This window comes from Ruegeria marisflavi (assembly GCF_025673445.1).
GTDB lineage: Bacteria > Pseudomonadota > Alphaproteobacteria > Rhodobacterales > Rhodobacteraceae > Ruegeria_B > Ruegeria_B marisflavi.
Genome location: NZ_JAOVQN010000042.1, coordinates 1 through 16,449, shown reverse-complemented (window position 1 = coordinate 16,449; position 16,449 = coordinate 1). Strand labels below are relative to the sequence as shown.

Below are 16,449 nucleotides of genomic sequence, written 5' to 3'. Positions count from 1 at the left end.
CCATCACGAAACCCGTGGGATGACTCTGTCCGGGGAAAGCGGAGCCTCGACTATCAGCCGATTTGTGCAACAGAGCCAGACTGGGTGCAGGACTATAATGCCGCCGAGGGCGATGTGCTCCTGTTCGGCAATGCGTCCGCCACCCGCGACCAGTTCCAGGTGAATTTCGCCCACACCGAAAACGCTGCGGGCGAGCGCGCAGGCGACGATGCGGTGCAAGAGGCCTTCGTCGTCTACCGCCCCACGGGTCAGATCCTCTGGGCGCTGGTGGATGGCGAGGGGCAGTCCTCGATCAACCTGCAAATCGGATCGGATGTTTTCGACCTGCTGGGATGAAACCCGGCAGCGGTGCCGAACTCGGGGGGGCGGATGCCGTCCGCCCCTTGGGTTCACAGAGCCACCCACAAGCCCCCCTTGGTGGCGTACAAAACGGCCAATCCACCGCGGGAAGCACGTACAAAACGGTCAATTCACGGCTCTGACCGGTTGTACACAATAGAACCCGCCCGCCGATGCGGTTGATGTTGAGTTCGCAGGCCATAAGCCCTATCTCGGGTCCGGTACGGCGCAAAGGAAATCTCGGTGGCTAACTATCTCTACAAGAACGACCTGCCCGACGGGCTGGACCTGGGCCCGGTTGTGGCCATCGACTGCGAGACCATGGGGTTGAACCCGCATCGCGACCGGCTCTGTGTGGTGCAGATGTCCGGCGGCGACGGCAACGCGCATATCGTGCAGGTCGAGAAGGGTTCGACCGCCGCACCCAATCTCTGCGCCATGCTCGAAGATTCCAACGTATTGAAATTGTTTCATTTTGGGCGCTTCGACATCGCTGCGCTGTTCAACACCTACGGTGCCTTGGCGGCGCCGGTCTATTGTACAAAAATCGCCAGCCGGCTGGTGCGTACCTATACCGACCGGCACGGGCTGAAGAATCTGACGCAGGAATTGCTGGGGGTCGACATCTCGAAACAGCAGCAGATGAGCGATTGGGGCGCCGAGACCCTGACCGAAGCGCAGCTCGATTATGCGGCCTCCGACGTGCTGCACCTGCACCGCCTGCGCGAGGCGCTGGACCTGCGGCTGGCGCGCGAGGGGCGCACCGGACTGGCGCAATCCTGCTTCGACTTTTTGCCAACCCGTGCCAGACTGGACCTCGAAGGCTGGCCCGAAATCGACATCTTTGCCCACTCATGACCGACCCGGAATCCATTCTGTCCATCGCCCGCCAGGTCGTCCTGGACGAAGCGCATGCCCTTGAAAAATTGGCCGAAAGCCTTGGTGACGACTTCACCAAGGCTGTCGACCTGATCCTGCGGACCAAGGGCCGGGTGATCGTGTCGGGCATCGGCAAGTCGGGTCACATCGGGCACAAGATCGCGGCCACGCTCGCCAGTACAGGAACGCCCGCCTATTTTGTACATCCGGCCGAAGCCAGCCACGGCGACCTCGGCATGGTATCAGACGACGACGTTGTCCTCGCGATTTCGAACTCGGGAGAAGCGCCGGAACTGGCCAATTTGCTGGCCTTTACCCGCCGCTTCGGCATCCCGTTGATCGGATTGTCCAGCAAGTCCGAAAGCTCGCTGATGACGCAGGCCGATGTACATTTGCTGATCCCCGCCCTGGGCGAGGCCTGCGGTTTCGGCATGGTCCCCTCGATCTCGACCACGCTCACCCTGGCAATGGGCGACGCGCTGGCCATCGCGCTGATGAAATTCCGCGATTTCCGGCCCGAGAATTTCCGTGTGTTTCACCCCGGTGGCAAACTGGGCGCAAGGCTCAGCCGGGTGTCGGACCTGATGCATTCCGGCGATGCCGTGCCGCTGATCTCGCTGCAAACACCGATGAGCAAAGCGCTGCTGGAAATCAGCCGCAAGGGGTTCGGTGTTGTGGGCGTGACCGATGCCGACGGGCGTCTGAGCGGAATCGTCACCGATGGCGACTTGCGGCGGCACATGTCCGGCCTGCTGGACAAGACCGCCGCCGAGGTCATGACGCGCAATCCCACTACCATCGCCCCGGATGCGCTCGCAGAAGAGGCCGTGGCGATCATGAACGCGCGCAAGATCACCTCGCTGTTCGTGGTGGACCCAGCGACACCGGGACAAACAAAGGGCCTGCTGCACATTCACGACTGCCTGCGGGTAGGTCTGGGATAAGCCATGGCGCAAGACCGCTACTCGCGCATGGTTCAATTGCTGAAGGTGATCCTACCTCTGGCAGCGCTGACCCTGTTGTCGGCGGTGTTCCTGTTATCGCGTGGCGTCGATCTGGGATCGCCCATTCCGTTTGCGGAGGATGAGATCGTCGAACGCACCCGCGACCAGCAGGTGACCGGACCATTCTTTTCCGGCGTCACGCCGCAAGGTGAGCAGATCCAGGTAGAGGCCAAGCTGGCCCGCCCCGGCGGCCCGGACTCACGGGGCGAAGCCATCGATCTTGCGGCGGAAATCCGTTTGCTCAATGGTCGCATGATCAAGCTGCGGTCAGACATGGGCGCATTGGAGCTGGACCGCGATATGGCGACGTTCACTGGCAATGTAGTGATCACAACATCCGACGGCATCCGGGTCACGACCGACGAACTCAACACAGCGTTGAGCGGGGTATCGGGGAATTCGCCCGGCGAGGTCCAGGGAACCGGACCTATCGGGAAATTTACCGCAGGTTCAATGGAAATAGGGGCTGAAAACGATGGCGGCTCCATCCATATTCGTTTCAAGAATGGCGTGAAACTGGTATACGATCCAAAAACGTCAGAAAGATAACCTGTGATCTATTTTCGCGCTTGGACAATTGGCATCCTCTTGACGCTTGGCGCAGTGACGGCCCAGGCGCAAAGCACGAATTTGGCGTTCGGTGCGGTCAAGGCCGATCCGACCATCCCTGTCGAAGTGACCTCGGATACCCTGGATGTGAACCAGGTCGACGGGTCGGCCGAGTTCAAGGGGAATGTGCTGGTATCACAAGGTGAGATGCGCTTGTCCGCGCAACGGGTTCTGGTGATCTACAGCCAGGAACGTTCCGGCATTGACCGGCTGGAAGCGACCGGCGATGTCGTGCTGGTCAGCGGCCCGGATGCGGCCCAAGCACAGCGTGCGGACTACTCGATTGATACCGGCATCATCGTCATGACCGGCGATGTCCTGCTGACCCAGGGCAAGAACGCGCTGACCTCGAACGAAATGACGGTCAACCTGATTTCAGGTACCGCGCAGATGGTCGGGCGGGTCAAGACGATTCTGAACCCGGAAGACAAGTAATGGCGCGCCCTTCCTTGACCGTTACCGACGGGTCCTCGGGCCTGATCATCGAGAAGCTGCGCAAGTCTTATCGCAAGAAGACGGTAATCCGGGATGTGTCGATGAAACTCGGTCGTTCCGAGGTTGTGGCGCTGTTGGGCCCGAACGGGTCAGGAAAGACAACAACCTTCTATTCCATTGCCGGCCTGGTCTTCCCAGAGGCGGGCAAGGTGACCATCGACGGTCAGGTCGCCACCACGCTGCCAATGTACAGGCGGTCGCGTCTGGGAATCGGGTACCTGCCACAGGAAATGTCGATCTTTCGTGGCCTGAGCGTCGAAGACAACATTCTGGCCGTTCTGGACATCACCGAGAAGCATGCCCACAAGCGACGCGAGCGGTTGGAAGAACTGCTGTCTGATTTTTCCATCGAACACTTGCGCCGCGCACCGGCACTGGCGCTGTCGGGCGGTGAGCGGCGACGCGTGGAAATTGCGCGCTGTCTGGCGGCAGACCCGAAGTACCTGCTGTTGGACGAGCCTTTTGCCGGTGTCGATCCGATCAGCGTGGGGGATATCCGGCATCTGGTGTCGGATTTGAAGAACCGGGGGATCGGTGTTCTGATCACCGATCACAACGTGCGCGAGACCCTCGAAATCGTCGACCGTGCCTATATCCTGCACGACGGGCAGGTTCTGATGTCTGGTAGCCCATCGGAAGTGGTCGAAAACGAAAACGTCCGCAGAGTCTATCTGGGCGAGAACTTCCGCATCTCGTGACAAGCCGGCGATCACAACGAAAGATCGGTGGAAATTGTGTCGCGGAGCCGCGCTGGTGATTGACAGTGGGCGCGTCTCTTGCCTCAATAGAGTTATGGCAAAGCTGCGGTTCGAAGCTGTTTCTGGTCAACCCTTCGCAGAAGGGAACAAACGGCCACAATCGAAAGCTCTGCCATTCCCCGTCACCCAAAAATAACAGGCAAGCCGCATTTCGCGGTGTCAAAACGGGTGAAATTTGTGAAGGAGATCACATGCGTTATCAAATCAGCGGAAAACAGATCGACATTGGCGCCGCCTTGCAGACCCATGTCGAGGCGGAACTGGGCGATGTCGTATCGAAGTATGCGCAGCGTCCGACCGACGCACATGTCGTGTTTTCCCGTTCAGCGCATGAATATGTATGCGAAGCAACCGTGCACCTTTCCACTGGCCTGACCGCTCAGGCAAAGGCGCACGCAACGGAAATTTATGCGGCATTCGACGATTGCTGCGAAAAAATGGACAAACAACTGCGCCGCTACAAACGACGCCTGAAGGATCACCACAAGGACCGTGCGGAACCGGTTGAACTCTACGGAGCCTCATCTTATATCCTCGCCGCTGAAGAAGCCGATGCGGAAGGCGAGCCGGACTCGCTGCAACCGATTATCGTTGCCGAGATGGAGACCAAGATTCCATCGCTGTCGGTCGGCGAGGCGGTGATGCAGATGGAACTGGCCGGAGCCCCGGTGTTGGTTTTTCGGAATGAAAGCAAGGACGGACTGAACGTCGTGTACCGCCGCGAAGACGGCAATATCGGCTGGATCGACCCGTAAACGGCAAGAACTTACCAAGCGTGCCCCCGCCTGGGGTGGAGGCACGCGTGAGGAGCAAGACCCTATGGAGCTTTCGAGCATCCTCAAACCGAACGCGGTTCGCGTGATAGGCGCCGCTTCGAGCAAGAAGCGTTTGTTTCAGGAAATCGCGGACTTGGCCGAAAGCGCACTGGCGATGAACAGCCAGGAAACGCTGGAAGCGCTGCTGGAACGCGAAAGCCTTGGCCCGACCGGTGTCGGCCATGGGGTGGCATTGCCGCATGCCCGCATTCCTGGTCTTGAAAACGTCGTCGGTGCGTTTGTCCTGTTGGAAAAACCATTGGACTTCGGGGCGGTTGACCGGCTTCCGGTTGATCTTGCCTTTGCGCTCTTCGCGCCCGAAGAAGCCGGCGTGGAACATTTGAAGGCGTTGGCCCTGGTGTCGCGCACCCTGCGCGAACAAGCAGTCTGCACCAAGCTGCGCGCAAATCCGGATCCGACCAAGATTTATGCGATCCTGACCGAATCACACCCGCTGCAAGCAGCCTGACAGACCACCGAGGCTGAATGAGATAGGGCCCCGGTGGGGCCCTTTTGCATTATTACGTTGCGTCGTTGTTAGGACCCCATTTCGAGAGTCCACCAGATCTTTCCATTGTTTTCCTGGAACCACGCAAACCCCATGTTGATGGCCTTTGGGTCCAGGATAACAGAGCGTGGTCCGGGCTCTTCCATCCAAGCTGCGAGGGTTTCGACCTCGGATTCATAAGTTTCCGATATCGCTTCGCCCAAGAAAACGCCCACATATCCGGCGCGCGCGGCACGGTCGATCGGCGACGACCCGTCAGAGCCAAAGTGCCAGGGGCGGTTCTGCACCGACATGTCACGTGCATGAGTCGCGGCCGCAGCGTTAAGTTGAGGGTTCAATTGCACAGGACTCAAGCCGGACGCCTGCCGGAGCGCGTTCACCGAGTCGAGCATGCGAAACTGCAAAGTCGCCGGGTTTCCACGGATTTTATACGCCTTCGGCAGTGGCCTGCCATCCGAGCCCAACTGGGCCGGCCCAGTGTCGGTACAGGCCGCCAGCCCAAGAAAGCAGATTACCAGTAGAGAAATCAGTCGCGCCATGGTCTCACCGAAACATTCATCGGGGTTTCAGATAGCGCGTGACCCGCCCCGATGCAAATCTTGCCTGCCCGGGACCGGCCGGCATCGTCAGATTGATTGCGACTGCGTCCCCCCGGCCATATTATCGGCGTGTCATTTTTGTTTCCATGAATAAAGGTCAGATCAAATGGTAAAGAAACCATCCGTTCAAGCGACCCGACGCACCTTTCTGATCGGTGCCGCCTCGACCCTCGGCGCGCCAGCGTTGGCCCAATTCATACCGAACGACCCGACCCGGCCCGCACCTGCCCCTGAGGCACCGGTGCGCCGAAATATCTCGAGTTTTCGGGCACTTTCATGGCAGCCCTACTTCTCAAACACCCGCAATGGGGCGATTCTGGTCGATACGGTATCGCGCGCGCTGCACTACTGGTCCGAGGATCAGAGCATCTATAAGCTGTACCCGTCCTCTGTACCGCTGACCGACGAATTAACGCGCCGCGGACGTACAAGCGTGATTCGAAAAGTCGTCGGCCCCAGTTGGTCGCCGACACCGTCGATGAAAAAGCGCAACCCGGAATGGCCCGATTACATTCCCCCTGGGCCAGATAATCCCCTGGGTACCCACGCGTTGTACCTGAGCTGGCAATATTACCGAATCCACGGAACCCACGACACTCGCAAGATCGGGCGCAGATCATCGAACGGATGCATTGGGTTGTACAACGAACATATTTCCGAACTGTTCGAATTCGCTAAAGTAGGCACGCAGGTGTTGCTAATTTGACGACATCGCGGCTCACAAAAGGATGTTCACTACAACAACCGTTTGCAATCCAAGCTGATAGCTGGTTAGAAAAACTCACGAGGTAAGTCTTGGGTGCGCGGTTCACGTATTGGAGAATCGCGCAAATACTGGAGGTTAACATGAAGAAACTCGTTCTCGCCGCTGCTCTGTCCGCCGCAGCTTCGACCGCATTCGCAGGCAACCTGTCGGAGCCGGTCGTTGAAGCACCGGTCATCGTCGAAGAGACCCAGAGCTCGTCGAGCGGCATCCTGCTGCCGCTGATCCTGCTGGTTCTGGTCGGCGTTGCAGTCGCAGCGAACAACTAATAGATTGGCCCCTGGCCAGTCACGAGAAAGGCGGTGGGATCCCCACCGCCTTTTTCTTTTTCCCAATCCCGACCTATTGGTTCAGTCCAGCCAGCCGCGCAGGTTGTTTTCGACCACCGCGGCCAACGCCGCGATATGGGCCTTCTGATCGTTCAGGCAGGGAATATAGGTGAACGTCTCGCCGCCCGCGTGTTCAAAGCTTTCGCGAATCTCTTCGTTGATCTCTTCCAGCGTTTCGATGCAATCGGAGGAGAATGCTGGGGCGATGACCGCAATGTTCTTCTTCCCCTGCCGCGCCAGTTCGGCGACGTAGTCAACGGTGTAAGGTTTTAGCCATTCCTCGGGACCGAATTTCGACTGAAAGGTCGAGATCAGCTTTGATTCGTCCCATCCCAGGCGCTCGCGCAACAAGCGCGAGGTCTTGGCGCATTGGCAATGATACGGATCGCCCTGCATCAGATAGCGCTCGGGCATGCCGTGATACGAGCAGACCAGCATATCGGGCTGGCGGTCCATCGCCGCATAGGCCTGTTCGACCGATTGCGCCAGCGCGTCGATATAGGCGGGCTGGTCGAAATAGGCGGGCACCGTCCGGGCGGCGGGTTGCCAGGCTTCCTCCATCAATGCGCGAAAGAACTGGTCATTCGCCGTTGCCGTCGTGGCGCCAGCATATTGCGGATAGAGCGGGAAGAACAAGATCCGGTCGCACCCTTCGGTCACCATCTGGCGCACCTTGGACTTGGTCGAGGGGTTTCCGTAGCGCATGCAGAAATCGACCATCACCGTATCGCCGTAGCGCGCGGTCAGCGCCGCGCGCAGCTTTTCCGTCTGTTCCCTGGTGATGGTCATCAGCGGGCTTTCGCCCTTGTCGTGGTTCCAGATCGACTTGTATGCCGCCCCCGAACTGAACGGCCGCTTGGTCAGGATGATCGCCTGAAGGATCGGCTGCCATTTCCAGGCGGGATAGTCGATCACCCGCTTATCCGACAGGAACTCGTTCAGATACCGCCGCATGGGCCAGTACGTGTAATCGTCAGGCGTGCCGAGATTGGCGATCAGGACACCGACGCGCCCCATCTTGACCTTTGGGTGGTCGGCCGGGGCATGGGCGGGACGGGTAGCATCGAACATATCTGGCTTCCTGAATTTTGTCGGTTTCGACCTGAGATAACCGGATATCCCGCGCCGTCAATCCGGCAGGCTGGTCTCGTCAGCGCCCAAGGCCGCCGCAAGGCGCATCTGGGCGGAGCCGGGGCGCAGGGGTTTCGGTTGGCTTTCGTCGGGCGCCCAGCCGGTCAGGCAGATCATCTCGAAGGTGGCGGGCAGACGGCCGACGGGAGTCGCATGATGGTCTGCGTAGATAGTCGCGGCCCGTTCAAAGACCGCCCGCCGCGTCGGGTGGCGCAGACGGCCAGAGAGTGCGTTGGTTTCCCCCATGCCGCGCAGGTCATGCATCAGGTGCCAGAGATCGCGATACTCTGCCGTCAGGCTAAGGCTGTCGGCAACGGGCAGCGCGAGGCCTGCGCGCTGTAACAGCGCGCCCAGATCGCGGATCTCGGCCATCGGCGCGACCCGCGGGCTGAGACCTCCGGAAACCTCGACCTCAGCCTGAGCGAACACGGCACGCAGCTCGGACAGTGTCTGACCGCCCAGGCAGACCGCAAGCAACAGCCCGTCGGGGCGCAACGCCCTGCGGCACTGGATCAGCTGGCCGACAGGATCATTGGCCCAGTGCAGCGCCATGGCGTGCACCACAAGATCGCAACTTGCCTCGGTCAGAGCGAGCACCTCGGCATCCTCGACGATCCGGGCAGAGCCAAAAGCACCTGTCCAGATTTGCGGAATGGGTGTCACGATCGCAACATCCGTAAAGGTTCTGTTAACCATCGACAGGCGATCCTGCACCTCGTCCAGCGCGGCACGATGGAGGAAAAGGGCGTCTTCGCGAACCCGGCGCCGACGTGCGGCAAGAGCGGAGCGATCGACCAAGTCGGGGGCGATCTGATGGCTTGGTGGTTTCATGAGGCGCACCTAACCCATGTGGCAGAAAATTCAAACCGTGATCGAGGCAATCTACCCACCGCGATGCTTGGGGTGCGGCGATCTGGTAACGTCGGATTTCGGCCTATGCGGCACCTGCTGGCGCGATACGCCTTTTATCGACGGCACCGTCTGCGAAAGCTGCGGCGTGCCGCTGATCGGGGCCACAGACGGGCACCGGATCGAATGCGACGACTGCATGGCGCATCCGCGCCCGTGGACAGACGGGCGATCTGCCTTGCTGTATTCGGGTCGGGCCCGCCGGATCATCCTGGCGCTGAAGCACGGTGACCGACCAGAACTGGCGCGGCCTGCGGGCCTTTGGATGGCGCGGGCGGCCAAACCTGTCCTGCGTGACAGTATGCTGATTGCACCGGTGCCGCTGCATTGGACCCGGCTGGCGCGGCGGCGCTACAACCAGTCGGCGCTGCTGGCCCAAAGCGTCGGGCGCGCGACTGGCCTGCCCGTCTGCCCGGACCTGCTGGTCCGTTTGGTGGCAACCCCAATGCTGGAGGGTATGACAGCGGCGCAGCGCGACGAACTTCTGATCGGCGCCATCGGCGCCCATCCGCGCCGCAGGCACCGGATGACAGGCCAAAACGTTTTGCTGGTCGATGACGTGATGACCTCGGGCGCAACCTTTGCGGCTTGCGCGCAGGCCTGTCTGGACGCAGGCGCCAATCAAGTTTTCGTATTGGCTCTGGCGCGCGTATCGCGCGACACCTAGTTCACTGAGATTCCGGATCCAGGACACGCATAACCGGTCTCCACTTTTCCCGGAAATGCACTAGATTGGCGCAAACTCGAAGGATCACGTCATGAAACCCGTAGAAATCTACACCTCGCCGCTCTGCGGATATTGCCACGCAGCCAAACGGCTGTTGAACAAGAAGGGCGTTGAATTCACCGAAATCAATGTCCTGACCAATCCGGGGCGCAAACCAGAGATGATCAAGCGCGCGGGCGGCCGTCGCACGGTGCCGCAGATCTTTATTGGCGGGGTCCATGTCGGCGGTTGCGACGATTTGTTCGACCTCGAAGAGGACGGCAAGCTCGATCCAATACTGGCGAACGGATGAAAACCGCGCTGTTACAGATCAGCTCGTCCGACGATCCGGCCGAGAACCTCAACATGGTGCGGGCGATGGTGGCCGATGCAGCAGCCCAAGGCGCGCACTGGGTGCTGACGCCCGAGGTCACGAACTGTCTGTCGACCAGCACCACACGGCAGCGCGAGCTCTTGCAGCACGAAGAGGACGACATCACGCTGGCGGGCCTGCGGGCGCAGGCGGCGGAATTGGGGATATGGCTGCTGATCGGATCACTGGGGATCAAGACCCATGACCCCGACGGGCGATTCGCCAACCGGTCTTTCATGATCGGGCCGCAGGGACAGATTGTGGCCCGCTACGACAAGATCCACATGTTCGATGTGCAAGTGACCGAGACCGAAACCTTTCGCGAATCGGCCAACTACCGCCCGGGCCAACGGGCGGTTCTGGCCGAAACCGATTTCGGCAAGGTTGGCATGACAATCTGCTACGACCTGCGGTTTCCGCATCTGCATGCCGCGCTAGCACAGGCGGGCGCCACCATTCTGACGGTCCCGGCCGCGTTTTCGCCGGTTACCGGCGCCGCCCATTGGGAACCTTTGTTACAGGCGCGGGCGATCGAAACCGGCTGCTGGGTCCTGGCACCAGCGCAGACCGGCGACCACAAGCTGAGCCGTGGAAAACCACGCCGCACACACGGTCACAGCTTGGTAGTTGCACCGTGGGGCGAGGTGCTGATCGACGCAGGCACCAATCCTGGCATTCACATTTTTGATCTGGATGATAAGTCTGTTACAGAAGCACGGCGCAGAGTCCCAAGTTTGACTCATGTGCGCGCGTTCGATGGACCCTGACCCAGAAGTCTGATGACCGATGACACTCATGCCCTGGCGGTATCGCTGTTCAGCGAGATCCTTACCGCCGATCAGTTATTGCGCAACCGGCTGAGCCGGGTGCTGCCCAAAGGCATGGAAATTTCGCATTTCTCAGTGCTGAATCATCTGGTGTTTGTTGGTGGAGAACGAACACCTGCCCAACTGGCCAGCACCTTTCATGTGACGCGCGGCGCGATGACCAATACGCTGGCAAAGCTGGAATGGGCCGGATACATCCACATCCGTCCCGATTGGGACGATGCACGCCGCAAGATGGTGGCGATCAGCCCCGCAGGGCGACAGGCACGGGATCAGGCAATCTCTTCAATCGGACCGCTCATTCGACGGGTGGTTGGTGAACTGGGTGTTGAGCGCGTCAGGCTGGCACTGCCAGTGCTGCGCGATTTGCGCATCCGGCTTGAGGAAGAGTAAGCCGCTCCGGGGACCGGGTTACTCTCGCCTTATGCTCGCCGTCACATAGTTGACGCTGAGATCCCTGTCTGAAATCGACCACTGCCAGGTCACAGGGTTGAACACAAAACCCTTGCGGTCCACCGGATCCAGCCCGGACTGACGTAGCAGGTCGAACAACTCGTCCGGGGTGATGAACTTCGACCATTCATGGGTGCCGCGCGGCAGCCAGCGCATGATCACTTCGGCCCCAAAGATTGCCATGGCATAGGACTTGGGGTTGCGGTTGATAGTCGAGCAAATCTCAAGACCGCCGGGTTTCAGAAGGTCCCGGGTGGCGGCCAGGTAGGACTGCGGATCGGCCACGTGCTCGACCACCTCCATGTTCAGCACCACGTCGAACTGCTCGCCTGCGGCTGCCATGGCTTCGGCCGTGGTATGTCGATAGTCGATCTCCAGACCGGATTGGTCTGCATGGATCCGGGCCACTGGCAGATTGCGCTCGGCTGCATCGGCGCCCACCACCTCGGCCCCAAGACGCGCCATCGGCTCGCTGAGCAGGCCGCCGCCGCATCCGATATCCAGCAGCCGCAAACCGGCAAAGGGTTTTTCCAGCGTCAGATCACGGTCGAATTCACCGGCGATCTGTTGCGTGATATAGTCGAGCCGACAAGGGTTCAACATATGGAGCGGCTTGAATTTCCCATGCGGGTCCCACCACTCGGCGGCCATCGCTTCGAATTTTGCGATCTCGGCCGGGTCGACCGTGTTCGGATGCGCTTGCATTCCTGTCTCCGTATGCTCTTTTACCCTTTGCGGACTATATAGGGCTGTAATGGACAAGTACCCGGACCAAAAGCGCGCAGTGCAATATCTGTACCCGCCGATCGACGCCTTTGATCAGCGCATGCTGGGTGTTGGCCAGGGACACCAGATATACGTGGAACAATGCGGCAATCCGAACGGCATCCCGGTCGTCGTGCTGCATGGCGGGCCCGGCGGCGGATGCAGCCCGGCGATGCGACGGTATTTCGACCCCTCGGTCTACCGGGTGATTCTATTTGACCAGCGTGGTTGTGGCCGGTCGCGCCCGCATGCCTCGGTCGAGAACAATACCACCTGGCATCTGGTGGCCGATATCGAACGCATCCGGCATGCACTGGATATCGACAACTGGATCGTTTTTGGCGGCAGTTGGGGCGCCACACTGGCGCTGATCTATGCCCAGACCCATCCTGAAAGCGTAACCCGGCTGGTGCTGCGCGGCGTTTTCCTGATGACGCAATCGGAACTGGATTGGTTCTATGGCGGCGGCGCAGGCAAGTTCTGGCCCGAACCCTGGGAGCGCTTTGTATCGCTTATTCCCGAGGCCGAACGCGGCAACCTGATCGCCGCCTATCACAAGCGACTGTTCTCGGGCGATATCACCCAGGAAATCCGCTATGGCCGCGCTTGGTCCGCCTGGGAAAACGCACTTGCCTCCATTCATTCCAACGGCGCATCCGGCGAAAGCCCGGGCGATTACGCACGCGCCTTTGCCCGGCTTGAGAATCACTATTTCATCAATGACGGGTTTCTGGAATTCGACGGCCAGATCATAGCTAATATGGACCGGATTTCACACATCCCCGGCCATATCGTGCAGGGTCGATACGACATGATTTGCCCCCCGACGTCCGCCTGGCGGATCAGCGAGGTGTGGCCCAGTGCAGAGCTGAGGATGGTGCGGAATGCCGGCCATGCGCTGTCAGAGCCGGGCATCAGTGCCGAACTGGTGCGCATCATGGATCGCATCGCCGAGGGGCGGACATGACCCGCATCGACCGCCGTGCCCTGTTTGCGTCAGGTGCTGCCGCGGCGCTGTTGGCGGCGGCTGGAATGTCACTGTCGGACCGGCCAAAACCAGGCGGGCATCTGCGTCTGGCCGTGCCGCGCGATGACAGTCTGGAACAGATCGCCCGGGGCGCAGTGTTCGACACCCTGACCGAGATCGCACCGGACGGAACGTTGCGGGGTGAACTGGCAACAGGCTGGCAATCCGAGGCGGATGGACGGGTCTGGAAGTTCGATCTGAGGACAGATGTCCGGTTTCACGATGGAGCGGCGCTGACCGCCGCCGACGTCGTGTCTTCGCTGGCGGAAATCGGGCTGGCAGAGGTCGAGGCCCCGTCGAGTGTCAGGCTGGAATTGGCTTTGCCCGACCCTGGTCTGCCCTTCCGTTTGGCCGACAGCTGTTTTGCCATTGTCCGCGCGGGCGCGCATGTCAGCCCGCTGGAGCAAGCCATAGGCACCGGATGTTACCGGGTCGAACGCGCCCAGGACAATCGCCATTTCCTGGCCCGCCGTGTCGCGGAACATTACAAGACGGGTCAGGCCGGTTGGGTCGATACAGTCGAAGTGATCGTGATCCCGGATGCCGCTGTGCGGGCCGAGGCGCTGCGCGACGGTTTTGTCGATGTGGCGGCGCTCCCACAGCCCGAAGGATTGCGGGAGCGACCCCGCTTTCGCTACCACCCGTCCGAAGACGCAATGACCCTTGCGATAGCACCCAGCGTTGGCTTGCCACGTCAAATCAGCCAGCGCACACCATTGGACGACGGACGTATCGCGGAACGCTGGTGGATCGCCTGACTGGCCGATGGCGGAGTTGGCTCAGGCACATGGCGGCGATCGAACCCATACACCACAAAGGAAAACCCCCGCCTTTCGGCGGGGGTTCCTTTTTGTCCAAACGACGTCCGGATCAGAGGCCGGTCGACACGTCGATGGTGTTGCCCTCTTCGAGGGTCACGTAGGCTTTCTTGACGTCCTTACGCTTGCCCAGCTGGCCGCGGAAACGCTTGACTTTGCCTTTGGTGACGGTGGTGTTGACCGCTTTCACCTTGACACCGAACAGCGCTTCGACCGCTTCTTTGATCTGCGGCTTGTTGCTGTCGATCGCCACTTCGAACACCACGGCGCCGTTTTCCGAGGCCATGGTCGATTTCTCGGTGATGATCGGCTTGCGGATCACGTCGTAATGTTGTGCTTTCGCGCTCATTTCAGACGAGCCTCCAGTGCTTCGACAGCCGCCTTGGTGAGCACCAGGGTGTCACGCTTGAGGATGTCATAGACGTTTGCGCCCATCGACGGCAGGATATCCAGACCTTCGATGTTGCGCGCGGCGCGGGCGAACCCTTCGTTGACCGCGGCACCGTCGATGATCAGGGCGCGCTTCCAACCAAGGTTCTTGACCTGCTTGGCGAGTGCCGAGGTCTTGCCTTCGGACTCAGCGGACTCGATCACGACCAGTTCACCTGCCTTGGCCTTGGCCGACAGCGCGTGGCGCAGGCCGAGGGCACGGAACTTCTTGGTCAGCTCGTGGCCGTGAGACCGCGGGGTCGGACCCTTGTAGACACCACCGTGACGGAAGGTCGGCGATTTGCGCGAACCATGACGCGCGCCACCGGTGCCCTTCTGGCGGTAGATCTTCTTGGTCGAGTAGCTGACTTCCGACTTGGTCAGAACCTTGTGAGTGCCGGCCTGCGCGTTGTTGCGCTGCCAACGGACCACGCGGTGCAGGATGTCCGCACGCGGTTCCAGCCCGAACAGGGCCTCGTCAAGGTCGATGTCACCGGCTTTGGAGCCGTCGAGTTTGATCACATCGAGTTTCATGCTTCACCCCCTTCGGCGGGCGCTTCGGCAACAGGTGCTTCGGTTGCGGCCGATTTCACAGCAGCCGGGAAGGGCAAGCCTTCCGGTGCTTTTTTCTTGACGGCATCCTTGACGGTGACCCAGCCGGACTTCGGACCGGGCACGGCGCCCTTGATGAAGACCAGACCACGCTCGGCGTCGGTTTTCACGACTTCGAGGTTCTGGGTGGTGACACGGGCAGCACCCATGTGACCGGCCATCTTCTTGCCCTTGAACACGCGGCCCGGGTCCTGACACTGACCGGTGGAGCCGTGCGAACGGTGGCTGATCGACACGCCGTGCGAGGCGCGCAGACCACCGAAGTTGTGGCGCTTCATGGCACCGGCGAAACCCTTACCGATCGAGGTTCCCGACACGTCGACCTTCTGGCCGGTCAGGAAGTGCTCGGCCGAGATCTCGGCGCCAACTTCGATCAGCGCGTCTTCGGACACGCGAAACTCGGCCAGCTTGCGCTTGGGCTCGACCTTCTGTGCGGCGAAATGGCCGCGCATGGCCTTGGACACGCGCTTGATCTTGGGGGTGCCTGCACCCAGCTGAACGGCGGTATAGCCGTCCTTCTCGGTGGTGCGCTGGGCGACGACCTGCAGGTTGTCCAGTTGAAGAACGGTCACAGGGATCTGCTTGCCGTCTTCCATGAACAGCCGGGTCATGCCGACTTTCTTTGCGATAATACCGGAACGCATTCTCTACCCTCCGATCTTACGACTGCAGCTTGATCTCGACGTCCACGCCGGCGGCGAGGTCGAGCTTCATCAGCGCGTCCACCGTCTGCGGGGTCGGATCAACGATATCCAGGAGCCGCTTGTGAGTGCGGATCTCGAACTGGTCACGGCTTTTCTTGTCGACGTGAGGGCCACGGAGAACCGTGAACTTCTCGATCTTGTTCGGCAGCGGGATCGGGCCGCGCACCTGCGCGCCGGTCCGCTTGGCAGTGTTGACGATCTCTTGCGTGCTGGCGTCCAGAACGCGATAGTCAAATGCCTTCAGCCGGATACGGATATTTTGGCTTTGCATTGTCATGCCTTTTTGTCAGGCGTTGGGGTTGAGAGGAGGACAAGCGCTCACCGCCAACCCTCGTCGAACCCAAACGGCGGGAATCATCCCGCCGTCACATTCTCATGGAGAACTCGCGCGCTATACTAGGGGACGGGGAGCGTGGCAAGGGGGAAATGCCTCATTTCCCAACACGAAAGCTCAGCGGTGTGTTCCAGCCATGCCATTGAAAAGGCCGCCCTGATTGGGCGGCCTCTCCTTAGATCAACAGTGCGGGCGCTCGGTGCTCCTGCGGAGCAACGGCCGCCCACCGCTTTCCAAAATTATTCGATAATTTTGGAAACCAC

The 16,449-nt window shown here is 60.5% G+C and carries 23 protein-coding genes and 1 pseudogene; 16 read left to right on the top strand and 8 right to left on the bottom strand.

The annotated features are described in order from the left end of the window. From OEZ49_RS22405 to OEZ49_RS22370, 8 genes and pseudogenes are all read left to right on the top strand, one after another. Window positions 1–336 (top strand): annotated as a pseudogene (locus tag OEZ49_RS22405) (hypothetical protein); the annotation flags it as partial. Between the two features lie 246 nt (window positions 337–582). Continuing rightward, the gene (locus OEZ49_RS22400; RefSeq protein ID WP_263390371.1) at window positions 583–1,197 is read left to right on the top strand and encodes a ribonuclease D; all 615 of its coding nucleotides are present in this window, start codon (window positions 583–585) and stop codon (window positions 1,195–1,197) included. Continuing rightward, complete coding sequence (locus OEZ49_RS22395; RefSeq protein ID WP_263390370.1) at window positions 1,194–2,162, top strand: KpsF/GutQ family sugar-phosphate isomerase; 969 nt, start codon at window positions 1,194–1,196, stop codon at window positions 2,160–2,162. Before OEZ49_RS22400 ends, OEZ49_RS22395 begins: the two co-directional genes overlap by 4 nt. Before the next feature lie 3 nt (window positions 2,163–2,165). After that, on the top strand, window positions 2,166–2,771 hold the full coding sequence (locus OEZ49_RS22390) for a hypothetical protein (RefSeq protein WP_263390369.1): 606 nt from the start codon (window positions 2,166–2,168) through the stop codon (window positions 2,769–2,771). A 3-nt stretch (window positions 2,772–2,774) separates the two neighbouring features. After that, window positions 2,775–3,266, top strand: a complete 492-nt coding sequence (locus tag OEZ49_RS22385; RefSeq protein WP_397545701.1) for an LptA/OstA family protein — start codon at window positions 2,775–2,777, stop codon at window positions 3,264–3,266. Continuing rightward, the gene (lptB, locus tag OEZ49_RS22380) at window positions 3,266–4,024 is read left to right on the top strand and encodes an LPS export ABC transporter ATP-binding protein (protein ID WP_164128486.1); all 759 of its coding nucleotides are present in this window, start codon (window positions 3,266–3,268) and stop codon (window positions 4,022–4,024) included. The genes OEZ49_RS22385 and lptB overlap by 1 nt, the downstream gene beginning before the upstream one ends. Before the next feature lie 251 nt (window positions 4,025–4,275). Continuing rightward, window positions 4,276–4,839 carry a ribosome hibernation-promoting factor, HPF/YfiA family gene (gene hpf, locus OEZ49_RS22375; RefSeq protein ID WP_263390368.1) on the top strand — a complete coding sequence of 188 codons (564 nt, stop codon included), beginning with the start codon at window positions 4,276–4,278 and terminating at the stop codon, window positions 4,837–4,839. A 64-nt stretch (window positions 4,840–4,903) separates the two neighbouring features. Next, complete coding sequence (locus OEZ49_RS22370) at window positions 4,904–5,368, top strand: PTS sugar transporter subunit IIA (RefSeq protein ID WP_164128488.1); 465 nt, start codon at window positions 4,904–4,906, stop codon at window positions 5,366–5,368. A 68-nt stretch (window positions 5,369–5,436) separates the two neighbouring features. Here the strand turns inward: OEZ49_RS22370 and OEZ49_RS22365 are convergent, their stop codons facing one another. After that, window positions 5,437–5,946 (bottom strand): CAP domain-containing protein, encoded by a 510-nt coding sequence (locus OEZ49_RS22365; protein ID WP_263390367.1) that lies wholly within the window; start codon window positions 5,944–5,946, stop codon window positions 5,437–5,439. Between the two features lie 166 nt (window positions 5,947–6,112). Here OEZ49_RS22365 and OEZ49_RS22360 point away from each other — a divergent pair, with 166 nt between their 5' ends. Together OEZ49_RS22360 and OEZ49_RS22355 are read left to right on the top strand one after the other, a co-directional pair. Continuing rightward, window positions 6,113–6,712, top strand: a complete 600-nt coding sequence (locus OEZ49_RS22360; RefSeq protein ID WP_263390366.1) for a L,D-transpeptidase — start codon at window positions 6,113–6,115, stop codon at window positions 6,710–6,712. A gap of 140 nt (window positions 6,713–6,852) precedes the next feature. Next, the gene (locus OEZ49_RS22355) at window positions 6,853–7,038 is read left to right on the top strand and encodes a hypothetical protein (RefSeq protein WP_093032657.1); all 186 of its coding nucleotides are present in this window, start codon (window positions 6,853–6,855) and stop codon (window positions 7,036–7,038) included. Between the two features lie 81 nt (window positions 7,039–7,119). Here the strand turns inward: OEZ49_RS22355 and hemH are convergent, their stop codons facing one another. Further along, the gene (hemH, locus tag OEZ49_RS22350) at window positions 7,120–8,169 is read right to left on the bottom strand and encodes a ferrochelatase (protein ID WP_263390365.1); all 1,050 of its coding nucleotides are present in this window, start codon (window positions 8,167–8,169) and stop codon (window positions 7,120–7,122) included. Window positions 8,170–8,226: 57 nt separating this feature from the next. Beyond that, on the bottom strand, window positions 8,227–9,060 hold the full coding sequence (locus tag OEZ49_RS22345; RefSeq protein WP_263390364.1) for a methyltransferase domain-containing protein: 834 nt from the start codon (window positions 9,058–9,060) through the stop codon (window positions 8,227–8,229). Window positions 9,061–9,076: 16 nt separating this feature from the next. Here OEZ49_RS22345 and OEZ49_RS22340 point away from each other — a divergent pair, with 16 nt between their 5' ends. From OEZ49_RS22340 to OEZ49_RS22325, 4 genes are all read left to right on the top strand, one after another. Continuing rightward, complete coding sequence (locus OEZ49_RS22340) at window positions 9,077–9,805, top strand: ComF family protein (protein ID WP_263390363.1); 729 nt, start codon at window positions 9,077–9,079, stop codon at window positions 9,803–9,805. A gap of 91 nt (window positions 9,806–9,896) precedes the next feature. Then, window positions 9,897–10,157: a glutaredoxin 3 gene (gene grxC, locus OEZ49_RS22335; protein WP_263390362.1), complete on the top strand. Its 261-nt coding sequence runs from the start codon at window positions 9,897–9,899 to the stop codon at window positions 10,155–10,157. Next, on the top strand, window positions 10,154–10,984 hold the full coding sequence (locus tag OEZ49_RS22330; protein WP_263390361.1) for a carbon-nitrogen hydrolase family protein: 831 nt from the start codon (window positions 10,154–10,156) through the stop codon (window positions 10,982–10,984). The genes grxC and OEZ49_RS22330 overlap by 4 nt, the downstream gene beginning before the upstream one ends. Window positions 10,985–10,996: 12 nt before the next feature. After that, entirely contained in the window at window positions 10,997–11,437 is a 441-nt protein-coding gene (locus tag OEZ49_RS22325; protein ID WP_263390360.1) for a MarR family winged helix-turn-helix transcriptional regulator, read from the top strand. A gap of 18 nt (window positions 11,438–11,455) precedes the next feature. Here the strand turns inward: OEZ49_RS22325 and ubiG are convergent, their stop codons facing one another. Beyond that, window positions 11,456–12,202 carry a bifunctional 2-polyprenyl-6-hydroxyphenol methylase/3-demethylubiquinol 3-O-methyltransferase UbiG gene (gene ubiG, locus OEZ49_RS22320; protein WP_263390359.1) on the bottom strand — a complete coding sequence of 249 codons (747 nt, stop codon included), beginning with the start codon at window positions 12,200–12,202 and terminating at the stop codon, window positions 11,456–11,458. Window positions 12,203–12,251: 49 nt separating this feature from the next. Between ubiG and pip the strand changes: the two genes are divergently transcribed. Further along, a complete protein-coding gene (gene pip / locus OEZ49_RS22315; protein ID WP_263390358.1) occupies window positions 12,252–13,229 on the top strand; it encodes a prolyl aminopeptidase in 978 nt (325 codons plus the stop codon). Next, a complete protein-coding gene (locus OEZ49_RS22310; protein ID WP_263390357.1) occupies window positions 13,226–14,047 on the top strand; it encodes an ABC transporter substrate-binding protein in 822 nt (273 codons plus the stop codon). The genes pip and OEZ49_RS22310 overlap by 4 nt, the downstream gene beginning before the upstream one ends. A 112-nt stretch (window positions 14,048–14,159) precedes the next feature. Here OEZ49_RS22310 and OEZ49_RS22305 read toward each other — a convergent pair whose 3' ends face one another. From OEZ49_RS22305 to rpsJ, 4 genes are read right to left on the bottom strand one after another with little or no spacing between them, the layout of a single operon-like run. After that, window positions 14,160–14,456, bottom strand: coding sequence for a 50S ribosomal protein L23 (locus OEZ49_RS22305; RefSeq protein WP_093029010.1), 297 nt, complete (start codon window positions 14,454–14,456; stop codon window positions 14,160–14,162). Continuing rightward, the gene (gene rplD, locus OEZ49_RS22300; protein WP_164128500.1) at window positions 14,453–15,070 is read right to left on the bottom strand and encodes a 50S ribosomal protein L4; all 618 of its coding nucleotides are present in this window, start codon (window positions 15,068–15,070) and stop codon (window positions 14,453–14,455) included. The genes OEZ49_RS22305 and rplD overlap by 4 nt, the downstream gene beginning before the upstream one ends. After that, window positions 15,067–15,792: a 50S ribosomal protein L3 gene (rplC, locus tag OEZ49_RS22295; protein WP_011049497.1), complete on the bottom strand. Its 726-nt coding sequence runs from the start codon at window positions 15,790–15,792 to the stop codon at window positions 15,067–15,069. The genes rplD and rplC overlap by 4 nt, the downstream gene beginning before the upstream one ends. A gap of 16 nt (window positions 15,793–15,808) precedes the next feature. Further along, window positions 15,809–16,123, bottom strand: coding sequence for a 30S ribosomal protein S10 (rpsJ, locus tag OEZ49_RS22290; protein WP_005621947.1), 315 nt, complete (start codon window positions 16,121–16,123; stop codon window positions 15,809–15,811). Window positions 16,124–16,449: the final 326 nt, after the last annotated feature.